Source organism: Variovorax sp. P2_H12 (assembly GCF_056403395.1).
This window is the reverse complement of record NZ_JBFUFO010000014.1, coordinates 69,226-83,376: the sequence shown is the minus strand read 5'-3', so window position 1 is coordinate 83,376 and position 14,151 is coordinate 69,226. Positions and strand designations below refer to the sequence as shown.

The 14,151-nt window shown below is 69.0% G+C and carries 14 protein-coding genes and 1 riboswitch; of the genes, 6 read left to right on the top strand and 8 right to left on the bottom strand.

All coding sequences use genetic code 11. The annotated features are described in order from the left end of the window. The first annotated feature begins 159 nt into the window (after positions 1-159). The gene (locus AC1DYK_RS12035) at positions 160-1,119 is read left to right on the top strand and encodes a 23S rRNA (adenine(2030)-N(6))-methyltransferase RlmJ (protein WP_478166511.1); all 960 of its coding nucleotides are present in this window, start codon (positions 160-162) and stop codon (positions 1,117-1,119) included. Positions 1,120-1,251: 132 nt separating this feature from the next. Here AC1DYK_RS12035 and AC1DYK_RS12030 read toward each other — a convergent pair whose 3' ends face one another. From AC1DYK_RS12030 to ahcY, 4 genes are read right to left on the bottom strand one after another with little or no spacing between them, the layout of a single operon-like run. After that, positions 1,252-1,917, bottom strand: a complete 666-nt coding sequence (locus AC1DYK_RS12030; RefSeq protein WP_478166510.1) for a septal ring lytic transglycosylase RlpA family protein — start codon at positions 1,915-1,917, stop codon at positions 1,252-1,254. Next, a complete protein-coding gene (gene metF, locus AC1DYK_RS12025; protein ID WP_478091760.1) occupies positions 1,914-2,747 on the bottom strand; it encodes a methylenetetrahydrofolate reductase [NAD(P)H] in 834 nt (277 codons plus the stop codon). Before metF ends, AC1DYK_RS12030 begins: the two co-directional genes overlap by 4 nt. Further along, positions 2,725-3,534: a TlyA family RNA methyltransferase gene (locus AC1DYK_RS12020; RefSeq protein ID WP_478166509.1), complete on the bottom strand. Its 810-nt coding sequence runs from the start codon at positions 3,532-3,534 to the stop codon at positions 2,725-2,727. The genes metF and AC1DYK_RS12020 overlap by 23 nt, the downstream gene beginning before the upstream one ends. Positions 3,535-3,544: 10 nt before the next feature. Further along, entirely contained in the window at positions 3,545-4,984 is a 1,440-nt protein-coding gene (ahcY, locus tag AC1DYK_RS12015) for an adenosylhomocysteinase (RefSeq protein WP_478091763.1), read from the bottom strand. Between the two features lie 63 nt (positions 4,985-5,047). Further along, a riboswitch (S-adenosyl-L-homocysteine riboswitch) is annotated at positions 5,048-5,117 on the bottom strand. A 181-nt stretch (positions 5,118-5,298) separates the two neighbouring features. Here ahcY and AC1DYK_RS12010 point away from each other — a divergent pair. After that, a complete protein-coding gene (locus tag AC1DYK_RS12010) occupies positions 5,299-6,927 on the top strand; it encodes a peptide chain release factor 3 (protein WP_478166508.1) in 1,629 nt (542 codons plus the stop codon). After that, positions 6,927-7,715, top strand: coding sequence for an HAD-IIB family hydrolase (locus AC1DYK_RS12005; protein ID WP_478166507.1), 789 nt, complete (start codon positions 6,927-6,929; stop codon positions 7,713-7,715). The genes AC1DYK_RS12010 and AC1DYK_RS12005 overlap by 1 nt, the downstream gene beginning before the upstream one ends. Here the strand turns inward: AC1DYK_RS12005 and AC1DYK_RS12000 are convergent. After that, on the bottom strand, positions 7,702-8,553 hold the full coding sequence (locus AC1DYK_RS12000) for a DUF4399 domain-containing protein (RefSeq protein WP_478166506.1): 852 nt from the start codon (positions 8,551-8,553) through the stop codon (positions 7,702-7,704). The two genes, AC1DYK_RS12005 and AC1DYK_RS12000, sit on opposite strands and share 14 nt — an antisense overlap. A 195-nt stretch (positions 8,554-8,748) precedes the next feature. On the opposite strand from AC1DYK_RS12000, the gene amrB reads away from it, so the two are divergent. Next, positions 8,749-9,555, top strand: coding sequence for an AmmeMemoRadiSam system protein B (gene amrB / locus AC1DYK_RS11995; RefSeq protein ID WP_478166505.1), 807 nt, complete (start codon positions 8,749-8,751; stop codon positions 9,553-9,555). Continuing rightward, positions 9,552-10,640, top strand: a complete 1,089-nt coding sequence (amrS, locus tag AC1DYK_RS11990) for an AmmeMemoRadiSam system radical SAM enzyme (RefSeq protein ID WP_478166504.1) — start codon at positions 9,552-9,554, stop codon at positions 10,638-10,640. Before amrB ends, amrS begins: the two co-directional genes overlap by 4 nt. Before the next feature lie 4 nt (positions 10,641-10,644). On the opposite strand, the gene AC1DYK_RS11985 is transcribed toward amrS, so the two are convergent. Continuing rightward, positions 10,645-10,863, bottom strand: a complete 219-nt coding sequence (locus AC1DYK_RS11985; protein ID WP_478166503.1) for a SlyX family protein — start codon at positions 10,861-10,863, stop codon at positions 10,645-10,647. Between the two features lie 57 nt (positions 10,864-10,920). On the opposite strand from AC1DYK_RS11985, the gene AC1DYK_RS11980 reads away from it, so the two are divergent. Next, positions 10,921-11,763: a GNAT family N-acetyltransferase gene (locus AC1DYK_RS11980; RefSeq protein WP_478166502.1), complete on the top strand. Its 843-nt coding sequence runs from the start codon at positions 10,921-10,923 to the stop codon at positions 11,761-11,763. A gap of 14 nt (positions 11,764-11,777) precedes the next feature. Here the strand turns inward: AC1DYK_RS11980 and AC1DYK_RS11975 are convergent, their stop codons facing one another. After that, positions 11,778-12,734, bottom strand: a complete 957-nt coding sequence (locus AC1DYK_RS11975) for a tripartite tricarboxylate transporter substrate binding protein (RefSeq protein ID WP_478166501.1) — start codon at positions 12,732-12,734, stop codon at positions 11,778-11,780. Positions 12,735-12,841: 107 nt separating this feature from the next. After that, the gene (locus AC1DYK_RS11970; protein WP_478166500.1) at positions 12,842-13,888 is read right to left on the bottom strand and encodes a histone deacetylase family protein; all 1,047 of its coding nucleotides are present in this window, start codon (positions 13,886-13,888) and stop codon (positions 12,842-12,844) included. Between the last annotated feature and the right edge of the window lie 263 nt (positions 13,889-14,151).

Here is a 14,151-nt window from a genome sequence, read left to right as displayed (position 1 = left end):
GCGGGAATCTCTTAGGTGGGTTGCCGGTTCCCGCGCAAGCGGGTTCCTGTCTTCGCCGCGGGGCCACAAAGGCGCTGCGAAGCCCGCGATTATACGAAGAATCACCTTTGAGGCGCAATCAGGACCCAGATCGGGCGGCCAGACCGTTACCATCCAGGGATGTTTAGCTACCGCCACGCCTTCCATGCCGGCAACCACGCCGACGTGCTCAAGCACACGGTGCTGATTGCCACCCTCGAGCATCTGCTCGAAAAAGAAGCGGCGCTGACCGTGGTCGACACCCACGCCGGTGCCGGCCTCTACCGCCTCGATGGAGACTACGCCGGCACCAGCGGCGAAGCGGCCGAGGGCATCCTGCGGCTGCTGGCGCCCGCCAAGGCCGCACCGGCACCCGTGCCCGGCGCAGCACCGGCCAGGAAAACGTCGAAGAAGCCCGCCGCCGAAGCGGAGGCCCCGCTCGCGGACGCCCTGGCGCGCTACCTCGAGGTAGTCCGCGACTTCAATCCCAACGGCGGCGCACGGGTCTATCCGGGCTCGCCCTTCATCGTGCATCACCTGCTGCGCGAGCACGACAAGCTCAAGCTGTTCGAGCTGCACCCGACCGACGCCCGCACCCTCGACGCCAACATCGCCCAGCTCGAGGCCGGCCGCCAGATCGCGGTGCTGCGCGACGACGGTTTCGGCAGCGCCACCAAGTTCCTGCCGCCGCCTTCACGCCGCGCCCTGGTGCTGTGCGACCCGAGCTACGAGATCAAGAGCGACTACGCCCGGGTGCTCGACTTCGTGGCCGAGGCACTCAAGCGTTTCGCGACCGGCACCTACGCCGTCTGGTACCCGATCATCCCGCGGCCGGAAGCGCACGACCTGCCGCGCCGGCTCAAGACCATGGCCACCAAGGCCGGCAAGTCCTGGCTGCACGCCACGCTGACGGTCAAGTCGAGCAAGATCACGACCGATGCGACCGGTGCGACGCACCGGCCGGGCCTGCCGGCCAGCGGCATGTTCCTGATCAATCCGCCCTACACGCTGAAGCCGCTGCTGGCGGCCGCCCTGCCCCAGATGGCCGAGCGGCTGGCGCAGGACCGGAACGCCACCTTCTCACTCGACGCCGGAGGGTAGCTCTGGCTCGCCCCCAGGTTGGGCTCACTGCGTGTAGCCCGCCCACCCCCTACCGGGGGCAACACCAGCGGACTGGCAAAGCCAGATCCGCGGTGTTTCACCAACGGGCCTGGCTGCGCCGGCCGAAGCAGATCAGCGGCGTTTGCGGGGCGGGACTTGTCGCGTCGGCTTGCTGGGTGCGGGATCCTGGGCGGCCTGGAGGGGCACCTCCACCGGACCGACCTCGGTGCCGCCGCAGCGGTCGGTCTCCTGGTCCGCGATCGACAGCGCCACCGTCTTGATGCCCATCCCGAGCATGCCGATGGCCTCGGCCGCGGCGCGGCTCAGGTCGATGATGCGGCCCGAGGCGTAGGGCCCGCGATCATTGACGCGCACCAGCACCTCGCGCCCGTTGACCAGGCTGCGCACGCACACGCGCGTGTTGAAGGGCAGCGTCTTGTGCGCCGCGGTGAACGCAGTCATGTCGAAGCGCTCGCCGCTGGCGGTCTTGCGCTGGTGGAACTGGATGCCGTACCAGGAAGCGCCGCCGCGCTCGAAGACCTCGCGCCCGCCCTCGTCGCCCGGAATGCCGTCGTCGGGCCCCAGTTCGCCGCGGCCCGACACAGCGAGGTCGTAGCGCACCGACGGCACCGCGGAGCGCGGCGGCGCGCCCGGCGGCAGGGCCGGCTGCTTCGCCAGCGGTCGCAGGCGACCCTGCGGCGCGTCGCCTGCCGCATCGCCCTGCGACGCCGGCTGCACCGCGCAGGCCGCGAGCAGCCCGGCCGCGAGCAGCGCCGCCAGGCCGCTGCGCAAACTCATGCAGCCCAGCCCAGCCGCTGCAGCACACCGAGCGTGGCCACCGACTGGTTCATCGTGTAGAAATGCAGCGCGGGCGCGCCGCCGGCGCGCAGGCGTTCGCACAAGGCCGCGACGACATCGAGGCCGAAGGCCTTGATCGATGCCGTGTCGTCGCCGAAGCTCTGCAGCCGCAGACGGATCCAGCGCGGGATCTCGGCGCCGCAGGCATCGGAGAAGCGCATCAGCTGCGTCGAGCTCGTGATCGGCATGATGCCCGGCACGATCGGCGTCGATAGCCCCAGCGCGCGCGCCTCGTCGACGAAGCGCCAGTAGGCCTCGGCACTGAAGAAATACTGCGTGATGGCCGAATCGGCGCCCGCGTGCACCTTGGCCGCGAAGGCCTGCAGGTCGGCCTCGGGCGAGCGCGCCTGCGGATGCACTTCGGGATAGCAGGCCACCTCGATGTGGAAATCGCGGCCGGTCTCTGCGCGGATGAAGGCGACGAGATCGCTCGCGTAGTGGAACTCGCCGCCCACGCCATAGCCGCTCGGCAGGTCGCCGCGCAAGGCGACCAGGCGCTTGACGCCCATCGCCTTCAGTTCGGCCAGTTGCTCGCGGACCGTCGCCTTGGTCGCGCCGATGCAGGAGAAATGACAGGCCGCTTCCACGCCTTCGGCCAGGATCTCGCGCACCGCGCCGAACGTGCCTTCGTGCGTGGAGCCGCCGGCACCGTAGGTGACGGAGCAGAACTCGGGCTCCTGCGCGTAGAGCTGCTGCCGCACGGCGCGCAGCTTGACTGCGCCCTCGGGCGTCTTGGTCGGGAAGAATTCAAAGCTCAGCGGAAGGCGCACGGCCGGCTCCTGGTTGGCCGTCCGCATGAACAGCATGGATGAAGAACTCGTGGTTGCCGTCGCCGCCCTCGATCGGGCTGTCGAGCCAACGCACGACGCGCAGGCCGAGTGCGGCGCAGGTATCGCGCAAGCGCTGCTCGACCACGGCGTACAGCGCGGGCTCGCGCACGATGCCGCCCTTGCCGACCTGGCCCGGCTGCAGTTCGAACTGTGGCTTGACGAGCATCAGCATGTCGCCATCGGGCGCCAGCAGCGGCACCAGCGCGGGCAGCACCAGCGTGAGTGAAATGAAGGAGAGATCGCCGACGATCAGGCCGAAGCTCCGATCGGCAGTCTCATCTTCAGGGGATTCGGATGCCCAGGCATCCGCCGTCAGCGTGCGGGCGTTGACGCCTTCGACCGCGGTCACCCGCGCATCGTCGCGCACGCGCGCATGCAGTTGGCCGTGGCCGACGTCGACGCCCACCACATGCTCGGCGCCTTGCTGCAGCAGGCAGTCGGTGAAGCCGCCGGTCGACTGGCCCACATCGAGGCAACGCCGGCCGCGCGGGTCGATGCCGGTGGCGGCCAAGGCGCCTTCCAGCTTGAGGCCGCCGCGCGAGACGTAGCGGGCCTCGGCGGCATCGAGCAGTTCGAGCTCGGCCGCTTCGGGGATTTCGTCGCGGTTCTTCCCGACGACGCGCCAGTCGGCACCGTCACGCCAGCGCAAGCCGCCGGCGATCAGGCGGACGGCCTGCGAGCGCGAAGCGGCGAGGCCGCGTTCGACGAGTAGCTGATCGGCACGCAAGACGCGGGACTCAGTAGCGGTAGGTGTCGGGCTTGTACGGGCCGTTCTTGTCGACGCCGATGTACGCTGCCTGCGCATCCGTCAACTCGGTCAGCATCGCTCCGACCTTCTTGAGGTGCAGGCGAGCGACCTTCTCGTCCAGGTGCTTGGGCAGCACGTAGACCTTGCCGGCCTGGTAGGCGTCGGGCTTGGTGAACAGCTCGATCTGGGCGATGGTCTGGTTCGCGAACGACGACGACATCACGAAGCTCGGGTGGCCCGTGCCGCAGCCGAGGTTCACGAGGCGGCCCTTGGCCAGCAGGATGATCTTCTTGCCGTCCGGGAAGGTGATGTGGTCGACCTGCGGCTTGATCTCTTCCCATTCGTACTTCTCGATCGAGGCGACGTCGATCTCGTTGTCGAAGTGGCCGATGTTGCAGACGATGGCCTGGTCCTTCATCTTCGCCATCGTGTCGTGCGTGATGACGTCCTTGTTGCCGGTGGTCGTCACGAAGATGTCGGCCTTGTCGGCGGCGTATTCCATGGTCACGACCTTGTAGCCTTCCATCGCGGCCTGCAGGGCGTTGATGGGGTCGATCTCGGTCACCCACACCTGCGCGCTCAGCGCGCGCAGGGCCTGGGCCGAGCCCTTGCCCACGTCGCCGTAGCCGGCCACGCAGGCCACCTTGCCGGCGATCATCACGTCGGTCGCGCGCTTGATGCCGTCGACCAGCGATTCGCGGCAGCCGTAGAGGTTGTCGAACTTGCTCTTGGTGACCGAGTCGTTGACGTTGATGGCGCGGAACAGCAGCGTGCCCTTGGCCGACATCTCGTTCAGGCGGTGCACGCCGGTGGTGGTCTCCTCGGTCACGCCGATGATCTCGGCCGACTTGCGGGTGTACCAGGTCGAATCGACCGCCAGCTTGGCCTTGATGGCCGCGTACAGGATGCGCTCTTCCTCGCTGGTCGGGTTGGCCAGCACGCTCTGGTCCTTCTCGGCGCGCTGGCCCAGGTGCATCAGCAGCGTGGCATCGCCGCCGTCGTCGAGGATCATGTTCGGGCCTTCGCCGGCCGAGCCCTTGGGGCCGAATTCGAAGATGCGATGGGTGTAGTCCCAGTAGTCTTCCAGCGACTCGCCCTTGATCGCGAACACCGGCGTGCCGGCCGCGGCGATGGCGGCGGCGGCGTGGTCCTGGGTCGAGAAGATGTTGCACGAGGCCCAGCGCACGGTGGCCCCGAGCGCCTGCAGCGTCTCGATCAGCACGGCGGTCTGGATCGTCATGTGCAGCGAGCCGGTGATGCGCGCGCCCTTGAGCGCCTGGCCCTTGGCGAACTCTTCGCGGATCGCCATCAGGCCGGGCATCTCGGTTTCGGCGATTCGGATTTCCTTGCGGCCCCAGGCGGCAAGGGAGAGGTCGGCGATCGCCTGGTCGACGGTGGAAACGGGGGACGGTTTGAGAACTGCGCTCATGTTGGCTCCAAAGCAAGCTTGAAAGATGCCACTGCGATCGGGGAATGGACTCACCGCGAGAACAGCGGGTGAGCGTGGTTGCGATGATGGTCCGAGCCTCACGCCTGTCGGCGCTGCAACGCTCCTCGGAACGCCGTATTTTAACGCGCGGCGCTAGCCGCCCGCCAGCACGGCTTGAGAAGGTCGCGCTGACCGCCTCGGGCATGCTGGTGGGCCGCAAAGGCCTCACCCCCCGATGTGAGCGCCCGAACGGTAAAATCGTGGGTTTTGCCTCCAGCAGCCCGCGCCCGTGAGCGCGCACCGCGTTCACCTCCATGACCTTCGCCTCCGAAACCAAACGCCGCCGCACCTTCGCGATCATCTCCCACCCCGACGCCGGCAAGACCACGCTGACCGAGAAGCTGCTGCTGTTCTCGGGCGCGATCCAGATCGCCGGCTCGGTGAAGGCGCGCAAGGCCTCGCGCCACGCGACCTCCGATTGGATGGAGATCGAGAAGCAGCGCGGCATTTCGGTCGCCTCGTCGGTGATGCAGATGAGCTACCGCGACCACGTCATCAACCTGCTCGACACGCCGGGCCACAAGGACTTCTCCGAAGACACCTACCGCGTGCTGACCGCGGTCGATTCGGCCCTCATGGTGATCGACGCCGCCAACGGCGTGGAAGCACAGACCCGGCGGCTGATCGAGGTCTGCCGCCAGCGCGACACGCCGATCATCACCTTCGTCAACAAGATGGACCGCGAGGTGCGCGAGCCGCTCGAGCTGCTCGACGAGATTGAGCGCGAGCTCGGCATGCCCTGCGTGCCGATGACCTGGCCGGTGGGCCAGGGCAAGAGCTTCGGCGGCATCATCAACCTGCGCACGAAGGCGATGACGGTGTTCGAGTCGGGCCAGGAAAAGCTGCCGCAGGACTTCGAGACGATTTCGCTGACCGACCGCGACGCGCTGCACAAGCGCTTCGGCCGCGAGTTCGACCACGCGATGGAAAGCATGGAACTGGCCACCGGCGCCTCGCCCACCTGGGACCGCGAGGCCTTCCTGTCCGGCAAGCAGACGCCGGTGTTCTTCGGCTCCGGCGTCAACAACTTCGGCGTGATGGAAGTGCTCGACGCGCTGGTCGACCTGGCGCCGCCGCCGCAGCCGCGCATCAGCACCACGATGGTCAACCGGCAGCCGGTGGTCAAGGAGATCCGGCCCGAGCACAAGGACTTCGCGGGCGTGGTGTTCAAGGTGCAGGCCAACATGGACGCCAACCACCGCGACCGCATCGCCTTCGTGCGAATGGCCTCGGGGCGCTACACGCCGGGCATGAAGCTCAAGGTACAGCGCACCGCGAAGGAACTGCGCCCGACCAGCGTCGTGACCTTCATGAGCCAGCGGCGCGAAGCGGTCGAGGAGGCCTACGCGGGCGACATCGTCGGCTTCACGACCCACGGCGGCGTGCAGCTCGGCGACACCATCACCGACGGCGCCTCGCTGCAGTTCACCGGCCTGCCCTTCTTCGCGCCCGAGCTGTTCATGACCGTGATCCTCAAGAACCCGCTGCGTACCAAGCAGCTGCAGCAGGGACTGGCCCAGCTCGGCGAAGAGGGCGCGATCCAGGTGTTCCGCCCCGAGGTCGGCGGTCCGATGCTGCTGGGCGCGGTCGGGCAGCTGCAGTTCGAAGTGGTGCAGCACCGCCTGAAGACCGAGTACGACGCCGACGTCCGGCTCGAGGGCTGCCAGTACACCGGCGCGCGCTGGATCACGGCCGACACCCCGGCCGAGCTGCGCGCCTTCGTCGATGCCTATCCGGCGCGGATGGCGCTCGACGCGGCCAACACGCTAGCCTACCTGTGCACCTCGCCCTACGACGTGCGGCTGGCGCAGGAGCGCTTCCCGAAGATCCACTTCCATCCGCTGCGCGAGCACGCCGGCCTGGCGCTGCAGACCGCCTCCTGATGACGCCCCTCTGCGACTGGCCGCTGGCGGCGCGGCGCGCGCTGGTCGGCGTCTTCACCGACATCGACGACACGCTGACGACCGAAGGCGCGATCAGCGCCGATGCGCTGGCAGCGCTGGCCGACCTGCGCGCAGCCGGCCTGCATCGGGTGGCGATCACCGGCCGCCCGGTGGGCTGGAGCGAGCCCTTTGCCAGCGTCTGGCCGGTGGACGCCATCGTGGCCGAGAACGGCGCCGTCGCGCTGCTGCCTGCACCCCATGGCGGCCTCGAGAAGCGCTACCAGCAGGACGCGCCCACGCGTGAGCGCAATTTCGCGCGCATGCAGGCCGTGCTGGCCCGCATCGAGCGCGAGATCCCCGGCGCCCGGCGCGCCACCGACTCGCCGGGCCGCGAATGCGACATCGCGATCGACCACAGCGAATTCACGCAACTCGGCGATGCGCAGATCGCCGCTGTCGTCGCGCTGATGCGCAGCGAGGGCATGCACGCCACCGTCAGCAGCATCCACGTCAACGGCTGGTACGGCGAGCACAACAAGCTGGCCGGCGCCCGCTGGATCGTGCGCGAGCTCTGGGATCGCCGGCTCGACGACGAGATGCAGCGCTGGGCCTACGTCGGCGACTCGACCAACGACGCGCTGATGTTCGAGCATTTCGAGCACAGCATCGGCGTGGCGAACGTCCGCCGGTTCGAGGCCGCCCTGTCGCACCTGCCGAGCTACGTCACCGAGCGCGAGCGCGGCGCCGGCTTCGCCGAGGTGGCGGCCGCGATACTCAAGGCACGGTGAAGGCGACCGGCCTGGCGCGTGCGACGACGTTCCCGGCCGCGGTGTTGCTCAGGAGCTCGAGCCGGGCGCTGTAGCTGCCCTTGGGCGGGTTGAGCCATACCTCGGTCTGCCCGCCGTCGAGGTCGATGGTTTCCGCCTTCTGGCCCGGGCGCTCCAGCACCAGCCGGAAGTGGCCGGTGTCGGGCACCTTGGGCGCTGCGTTCGACACGTTCAGGCCGCTGGCATGGAACTGCACGCGCAGCGGCAACTGCACCGTGCTGTGATCGGCGGGACTCAGCAGTTCGATGCGCGGCTCGCCCAGCAGGCTGGCCGGCGTGACGCCCTTGTTCTGCTTGCTGACCGTGAACCTGAGCGGCTTGCTGTAGACGAAATACGGGATGTGTCCCTGGTCCGCCAGCACCAGCCGCATCGTGTAGGTGCCCGGCGGCAGGTCGACCACGGTCTCCATCTGGCCCTTCCCGAAGTGGATGTAGTGCTCGGTGAAGGGCAGCGGCCTGGTGAAGTCGAGCGGCAGCGGCTGGTTGATCAGCAGGTGGTGGTGGCCGGCCGTGCCCGCGGTCCTGCCGGCCGGGACAATGCCGCGCATCGAAAGACCGAAGCGCGCGACGAAGGGCGCCTCGGTCGTGGCGCCGTCCTTCAGGTTCGTGAAATAGGCCTCGGGCGACCAGTTGGGCGGCGGCACCACCCAGGGATGGACGACCAGATCGGCACTGTCGGCCGCCGGCTGCGACGCGGGTGCCTGAGGCGCTTGCGCCCAAGCCCCGCCCGCCAGCAGCAGGAGCCAGGCCGCCGCTGCCACCATTCCCGCCCGCGTCCCGTGACGAATTCGACCGCCCATGCCTGCTCCTCCTGTGGTTGCCGGATTGTGTATCAGGAAGTTCTAGATTGTTAGAACTTAAGACGGACCAAACGTGACAAAAGGCCGCCAGCAGTGAGGCGGCTGCGTGCAGCGCGACGCGCATCCGCGCGCGCCCTGGCAAGGTATTGATTTTCGATCCCGGAGGGTTCAGATTCAGGTCAGGAGCCCTGCTCGATGCCTGCCGTACGCCGCGCCGTTGTCGATGGCCTGTTCTACCCCGCCGCGCCCGAAGCGCTGCGCAGGCAGGTCGCTGACCACCTGGCCGGCGTCGGCGCCGMCGACGACCCGGCGCGCGGGCCCGCGAAGCTGCTGATCACCCCCCATGCGGGCTACGAGTATTGCGGCGCGGTGGCGGCGCACGCCTATGCCCTGCTCGGTCGGCGGCGCGAGCCGGCCATCCGCCGCGTGGTGCTGCTCGGCCCCGCACATCACGTCTGGGTGAGCGGCCTGGCGCTCCCCGAGGCGGAAGCCTTCGAGACACCGCTGGGCGAGGTCGCGCTCGATGTCGCCGCACTCGCCAGCCTCGGCGACCTGCCCCAGATGGTCCGCAACGACCGGGCCCACGAGCGCGAGCATTCGCTCGAGGTTCAACTGCCGTTCCTGCAGATGCTGCTCGGCAGCTTCACCCTGGTGCCTCTGGTCGTCAGCGACGCCAGTGCCGAATCGGTGGCGCAGGTGCTCGAGCGGCTGTGGGGCGGCGCGGAGACGCTGATCGTGATCAGCTCCGACCTGTCGCACTACCTTCCGTACGCGCAGGCGCAGGCCGTCGACCGTGCCACCGTGCAACGCATCCTGGCGCTCGATGCCGGGCTGGCGCCGCACCAGGCCTGCGGATCGGCGGCGATCAACGGCGCGCTGCTGGCCGCGCGCCGCCACGGCCTCGCGCCGCGCCTGCTCGACCTGCGCAACTCCGGCGACACCGCGGGCGGTCGTGACCGCGTCGTCGGCTACGGCGCGATCGCGTTCGAGGAGCGGCAATGACGAGCCTCGATGGGCCGAACGCGACGCCTGGGCGCTGGTGGCACCGGCTCGACGACGGCCGCATCCAATGCGACCTGTGTCCGCGCGACTGCCGGCTGCACGACGGCCAGCGCGGCATGTGCTTCGTGCGCCAGCGCGCCGGCGATGCGATGGTGCTCACCACCTACGGGCGCAGTTCGGGCTTCTGCATCGACCCGATCGAGAAGAAACCGCTCAACCACTTCTTCCCCGGCAGCAGCGTGTTCAGCTTCGGCACCGCGGGCTGCAACCTCGCGTGCAAGTTCTGCCAGAACTGGGATATCTCGAAGAGCCGCGAGATGGACCGGCTGCAGGACACGGCGTCACCCGGGCGAATCGCCGAGGCGGCCCGCGCGAGCGGCGCTTCGAGCGTGGCCTTCACCTACAACGACCCCGTGATCTTCGCCGAGTACGCGATGGACACCGCCGACGCCTGCCATGCGCTCGGCCTGCACAGCGTTGCAGTGACCGCGGGCTACATGCACGCCGCGCCCAGGCGCGAGTTCTACGCCAAGATGGACGCGGCCAACGTCGACCTGAAGGCCTTCACCGAGCAGTTCTACTTCCAGCAGACCGGCGCCCACCTGGCGCCGGTGCTCGAGACGCTGCAGTACCTGCGGCACGAGACCGACTGCTGGTTCGAGATCACGACGCTGCTGATCCCGCAGCACAACGACAGCGACGCCGAGATCGACGCGATGACACGCTGGATTGCCGACCGGCTCGGGCCCGATGTGCCGCTGCACTTCACGGCCTTCCATCCGGACTACAAGATGATGGACGTGGCGCCCACGCCGCCCGCCACGCTGACGCGGGCCCGCACGATCGCGCTCGGCAACGGCCTGCACCACGTCTACACCGGCAACGTGCATGACCTCGAAGGCGGCACGACTTTCTGTCCGGCCTGCCATGCAGCGCTGGTGCGGCGCGACTGGTATGTCGTGCTGGCCTGCGAGCTCGATGCGCATGGCACCTGCCCGCATTGCGCCACGCCGATCGCAGGTCGCTTCGGGGCATTCGGCGGCGGCTTCGGCCGGCGACGGATTCCGGTGCAGCTGGCGGCGTAGCCCTTCAGTAGTGAGGCGGCAGCTCGTCGCGCAGGTTGCGCGCGGCGCCGGGGCCGCCCTCGGGGCTTTGCTGACGAAGCTGCGTGACCTGCAGGACCAGGCTGTCGATCTGCTCCTGTTGCCTGTAGATGACCAGGTTGAGCTGGTCCAGCAGGTCTTCGGTGAAGCTCGCCTTGATCTCCAGATCGGTCAGTCGGCGTTCCACATCGGGCGAGGTTTCCATGCCGCTATTGGACAGGAATTTTCCCTGCTGCCGGCAGGGCGCGTCAGAATGCCGCGCATGGACCTGACGATCCGCACCCTCCGCGCCGACGAGATGGCCCTCGTGATCGAGCTTGCGGCGCGCGAAGGCTGGAACCCGGGATTGCATGACGCCGCCTGCTTCCATGCGGCGGATCCCGGCGGCTTCCTTGTCGCCGAACACCGCGGCGAGGCGGTGGGCTGCATCTCTGCCGTGTCATACGCAGGTCGCTTCGGCTTCATCGGGCTCTACATCGTGGCGCCGGCGTGGCGCGGCAAGGGCGTCGGCCTCCGCCTCTGGCGCGAAGGCATGGCCCGGCTCGCCGGCCAGGTGGTGGGGCTCGACGGCGTGCCGGCCCAGCAGGACAACTACCGCCGCAGCGGTTTCGCGCTGGCCTGGAACAACGCCCGCTTCGCCGGTGTCGCCCGCAGTGGCGGCGAGACGCCGCCGCAGGTCGTTCCCCTGTCCACCGTCGACTTCGCCGCGCTGTGCGCCGACGACCGCCGCGTCTTCCCGGCGCCGCGCGACGCCTTCCTGCGCGCCTGGATCGACATGCCCGATGCGACCGGACTGGCCTGGGTCGACCAGGGCCGGCTGGTGGGCTGGGGGCTGATCCGGCGCTGCCGCGAAGGCCACAAGATCGCGCCGCTGGTGGCGGACGATCCGGCAGTGGCGCGCGCATTGCTGGCTGCGCTGTGCGCCACCGTGCCGGCCGGCGACACGGTCTACCTCGACGTCCCGCTGCCGAATGCCGAGGCGGTCGCGATGGCGCGGGCCGAAGGCATGCACCACGTGTTCGAGACCGCGCGCATGTACGCCGGCAGCGCGCCGGCCTGCGAGCTGCAGCGCCTGTACGGGCTCACCAGCTTCGAGCTCGGTTAGCCTAGCCTAGCCCCTTACTGAGGCTTGGCCAGCCCCAGCTTCTCGATCAACGCCTTCTCCCGCGCGAAGGTCGTCTGCGCGAACTTCGCGTAGTCCGCGGAACTCATGTAGATCGGCAGCATGTCGTAGCGCCCCAGCGCGGCCACGTAGCTCGGCTCCTCCATCGCCTGCTTGAACGCGTCGTGCAGCTTCTTCACGACCTCGGGCGGCGTGTTCCTGGGCGCGCCGATGCCGAAGGGCGAGTTCTGCACGATGTCCAGGCCGAGCTCCTTGAGCGTCGGCGCATCCGGGAACTTGGCAAGCCGCTTGTCACCCCAGGTGTTGAGCACGCGCAGCTTGCCCGACTCCACCAGCGGCGCGAAGCCGGTCGAGTCGGCGATCGCCATCAGGTGGTTGCCGAGCACCGCCTGCGCCAGATCGGCGCTGCCCTTGTAGGGCACATGCTGCAGCTGGATGCCGAGCTGCTGCGCCATCAGTTCGGTCGTCAGGTGCGGGCTGGTCAGGTTGCCGGTCGAGCCGTAGGTGAGCTTGCCCGGGTTGGCCTTGGCATAGGCGACGAAGTCGTTCCAGGTCTTGAACGGGCTGTCGGCCGGCACCGCGATGCCGAAGGCGTAGCCGGTGACGTTGATCACGTAGCTGATGTCCTTGACCGGGTCCCAATTGATCTTGGTGGTGTAGGGCAGGCGAAACACGCCGAGCGGAATCTGGCCGATGGTGTAGCCGTCAGGCTGCGCGGTCTGCAACGCCTGCGCGGGCAGCGTGCCGCCGGCGCCCGGCTTGTTGTCCACCACGATCGGCTGGCCGAGGATCTTCGATGCATTGTCGGCCAGCTGCCGCATCGTGATGTCCGTCGGGCCGCCCGCGGGGAAGGCAATGATCAGTTTGATCGGCCGGGTGGGAAAGGTCTGCGCATGCGCAGCCGTGACAGCCGCGCCGAGCAGGGCGGCGCACAAAAGGGAACGACGAATCATGTGGCGGCCTCCGGTACCAGTTGAATGCCGCATTGGGCCGCATGGGGCACGGGCGGGACAAGCGGGTATCTCCCCGGTCCGTGTCGCCGCCGCGTCAGCGCCCTGGCTCAGCCCGCCCGCTGCCTGAATCCGTCGAGCACGTTGACCGCGTTCACGCCCACCTCCGCCACCGCGTAGCCGCCCTCGAAGACGAACACGCTCGGCAGGCCTGCGCGCGCGATGTCTTCGCCGATCCGCAGGTAGTCGGGCGTGGCGAGCGTGAAGCCGGCGACCGGATCGCCCGCGAAGGTGTCGAGCCCGAGCGAGACCACCAGCGCGCCGGGCTTGAAGTCCGCGATGCCGCGCAGCGCGGTCGCCAGCGCTTCGCGCCAGGCCGCGAAACCGGTGCCGCGCGGCAGCGGCAGGTTGTGGTTGAAGCCCAGTCCCTCGCCCGTGCCGCGCTCGTCGGCGTAGCCCAGGTAGTAGGGGTACTCGGTGTGCGGATCGCCATGCAGGCTGGTGAACTGGACGTCGGCGCGCTCGTAGAAGATGGCCTGCGTGCCATTGCCGTGGTGGTAGTCGATGTCGAGCACCGCGACGCGGTCGATGCCGGCATCGCGCAGCGCCTGGGCCGCGATCGCCGCGTTGTTGAGGAAGCAGTAGCCGCCGAAGAAATCCGCGCCCGCGTGATGGCCCGGTGGCCGCGTGAGCGCGAAAGCCGCGCGCTCGCCCTGCAGCACGCGGGCCGCGGCCGTCAATGCGCAGCAGGCACCCGCGCGTGCCGCGGTCCAGGTGCCCGCGGTCAGCGGCGTGCCGGCGTCGTACGAGAACAGGCCCATGCGCGCCGGGAAGCTGGCGGGCAGCACGTCGGAGCGGAAGGTGCGGATCGGCCAGTACGAAGGCAGCGCGTCGCGGTCGGCGTTGGCGGGGTCGAGTGCGACCCACTCGTTCCACGCATTCGACAGGAAATCGAGGTAGCGCGGCGCGTGGACGCGCGCGATCGTCGCGTCGTCGAAAACACCCGGCGCTTCGATGGGACCGAGCCCGCGCTGCTCCAGTTCCTGCAGCACATAGTCGGCACGCGCCGGAACCTCGAAGCACGGCACGAGTTCGCCGCGAAACATTTCGACCTTGCCGTGGTGAAGGACGTGGCGGTCGTTGTAGATCGTGAGCATGGCGCTAGGGTAACGCGGAAGAGCGCGGGGCGGCGGCGGGCGGTATGCCCCGGGCCGGCCGACGTCACCGGCCGCTTCGCGGCTGCCCTGCGCTGCTCACGGTACGCGGGGTCTCGCTCAAACTCGCTCCGCTACGCTCCACTCAAACAGTCGCGAGCCCTGATCCGCGCACCGCTGCGCTGCTCGGCGGTGCCTCAACGGCCGGCCCGGGGCATACCGCCCACCGCCGTGGACACGCTGGGGTTGCATTGGACGTTGGAGGC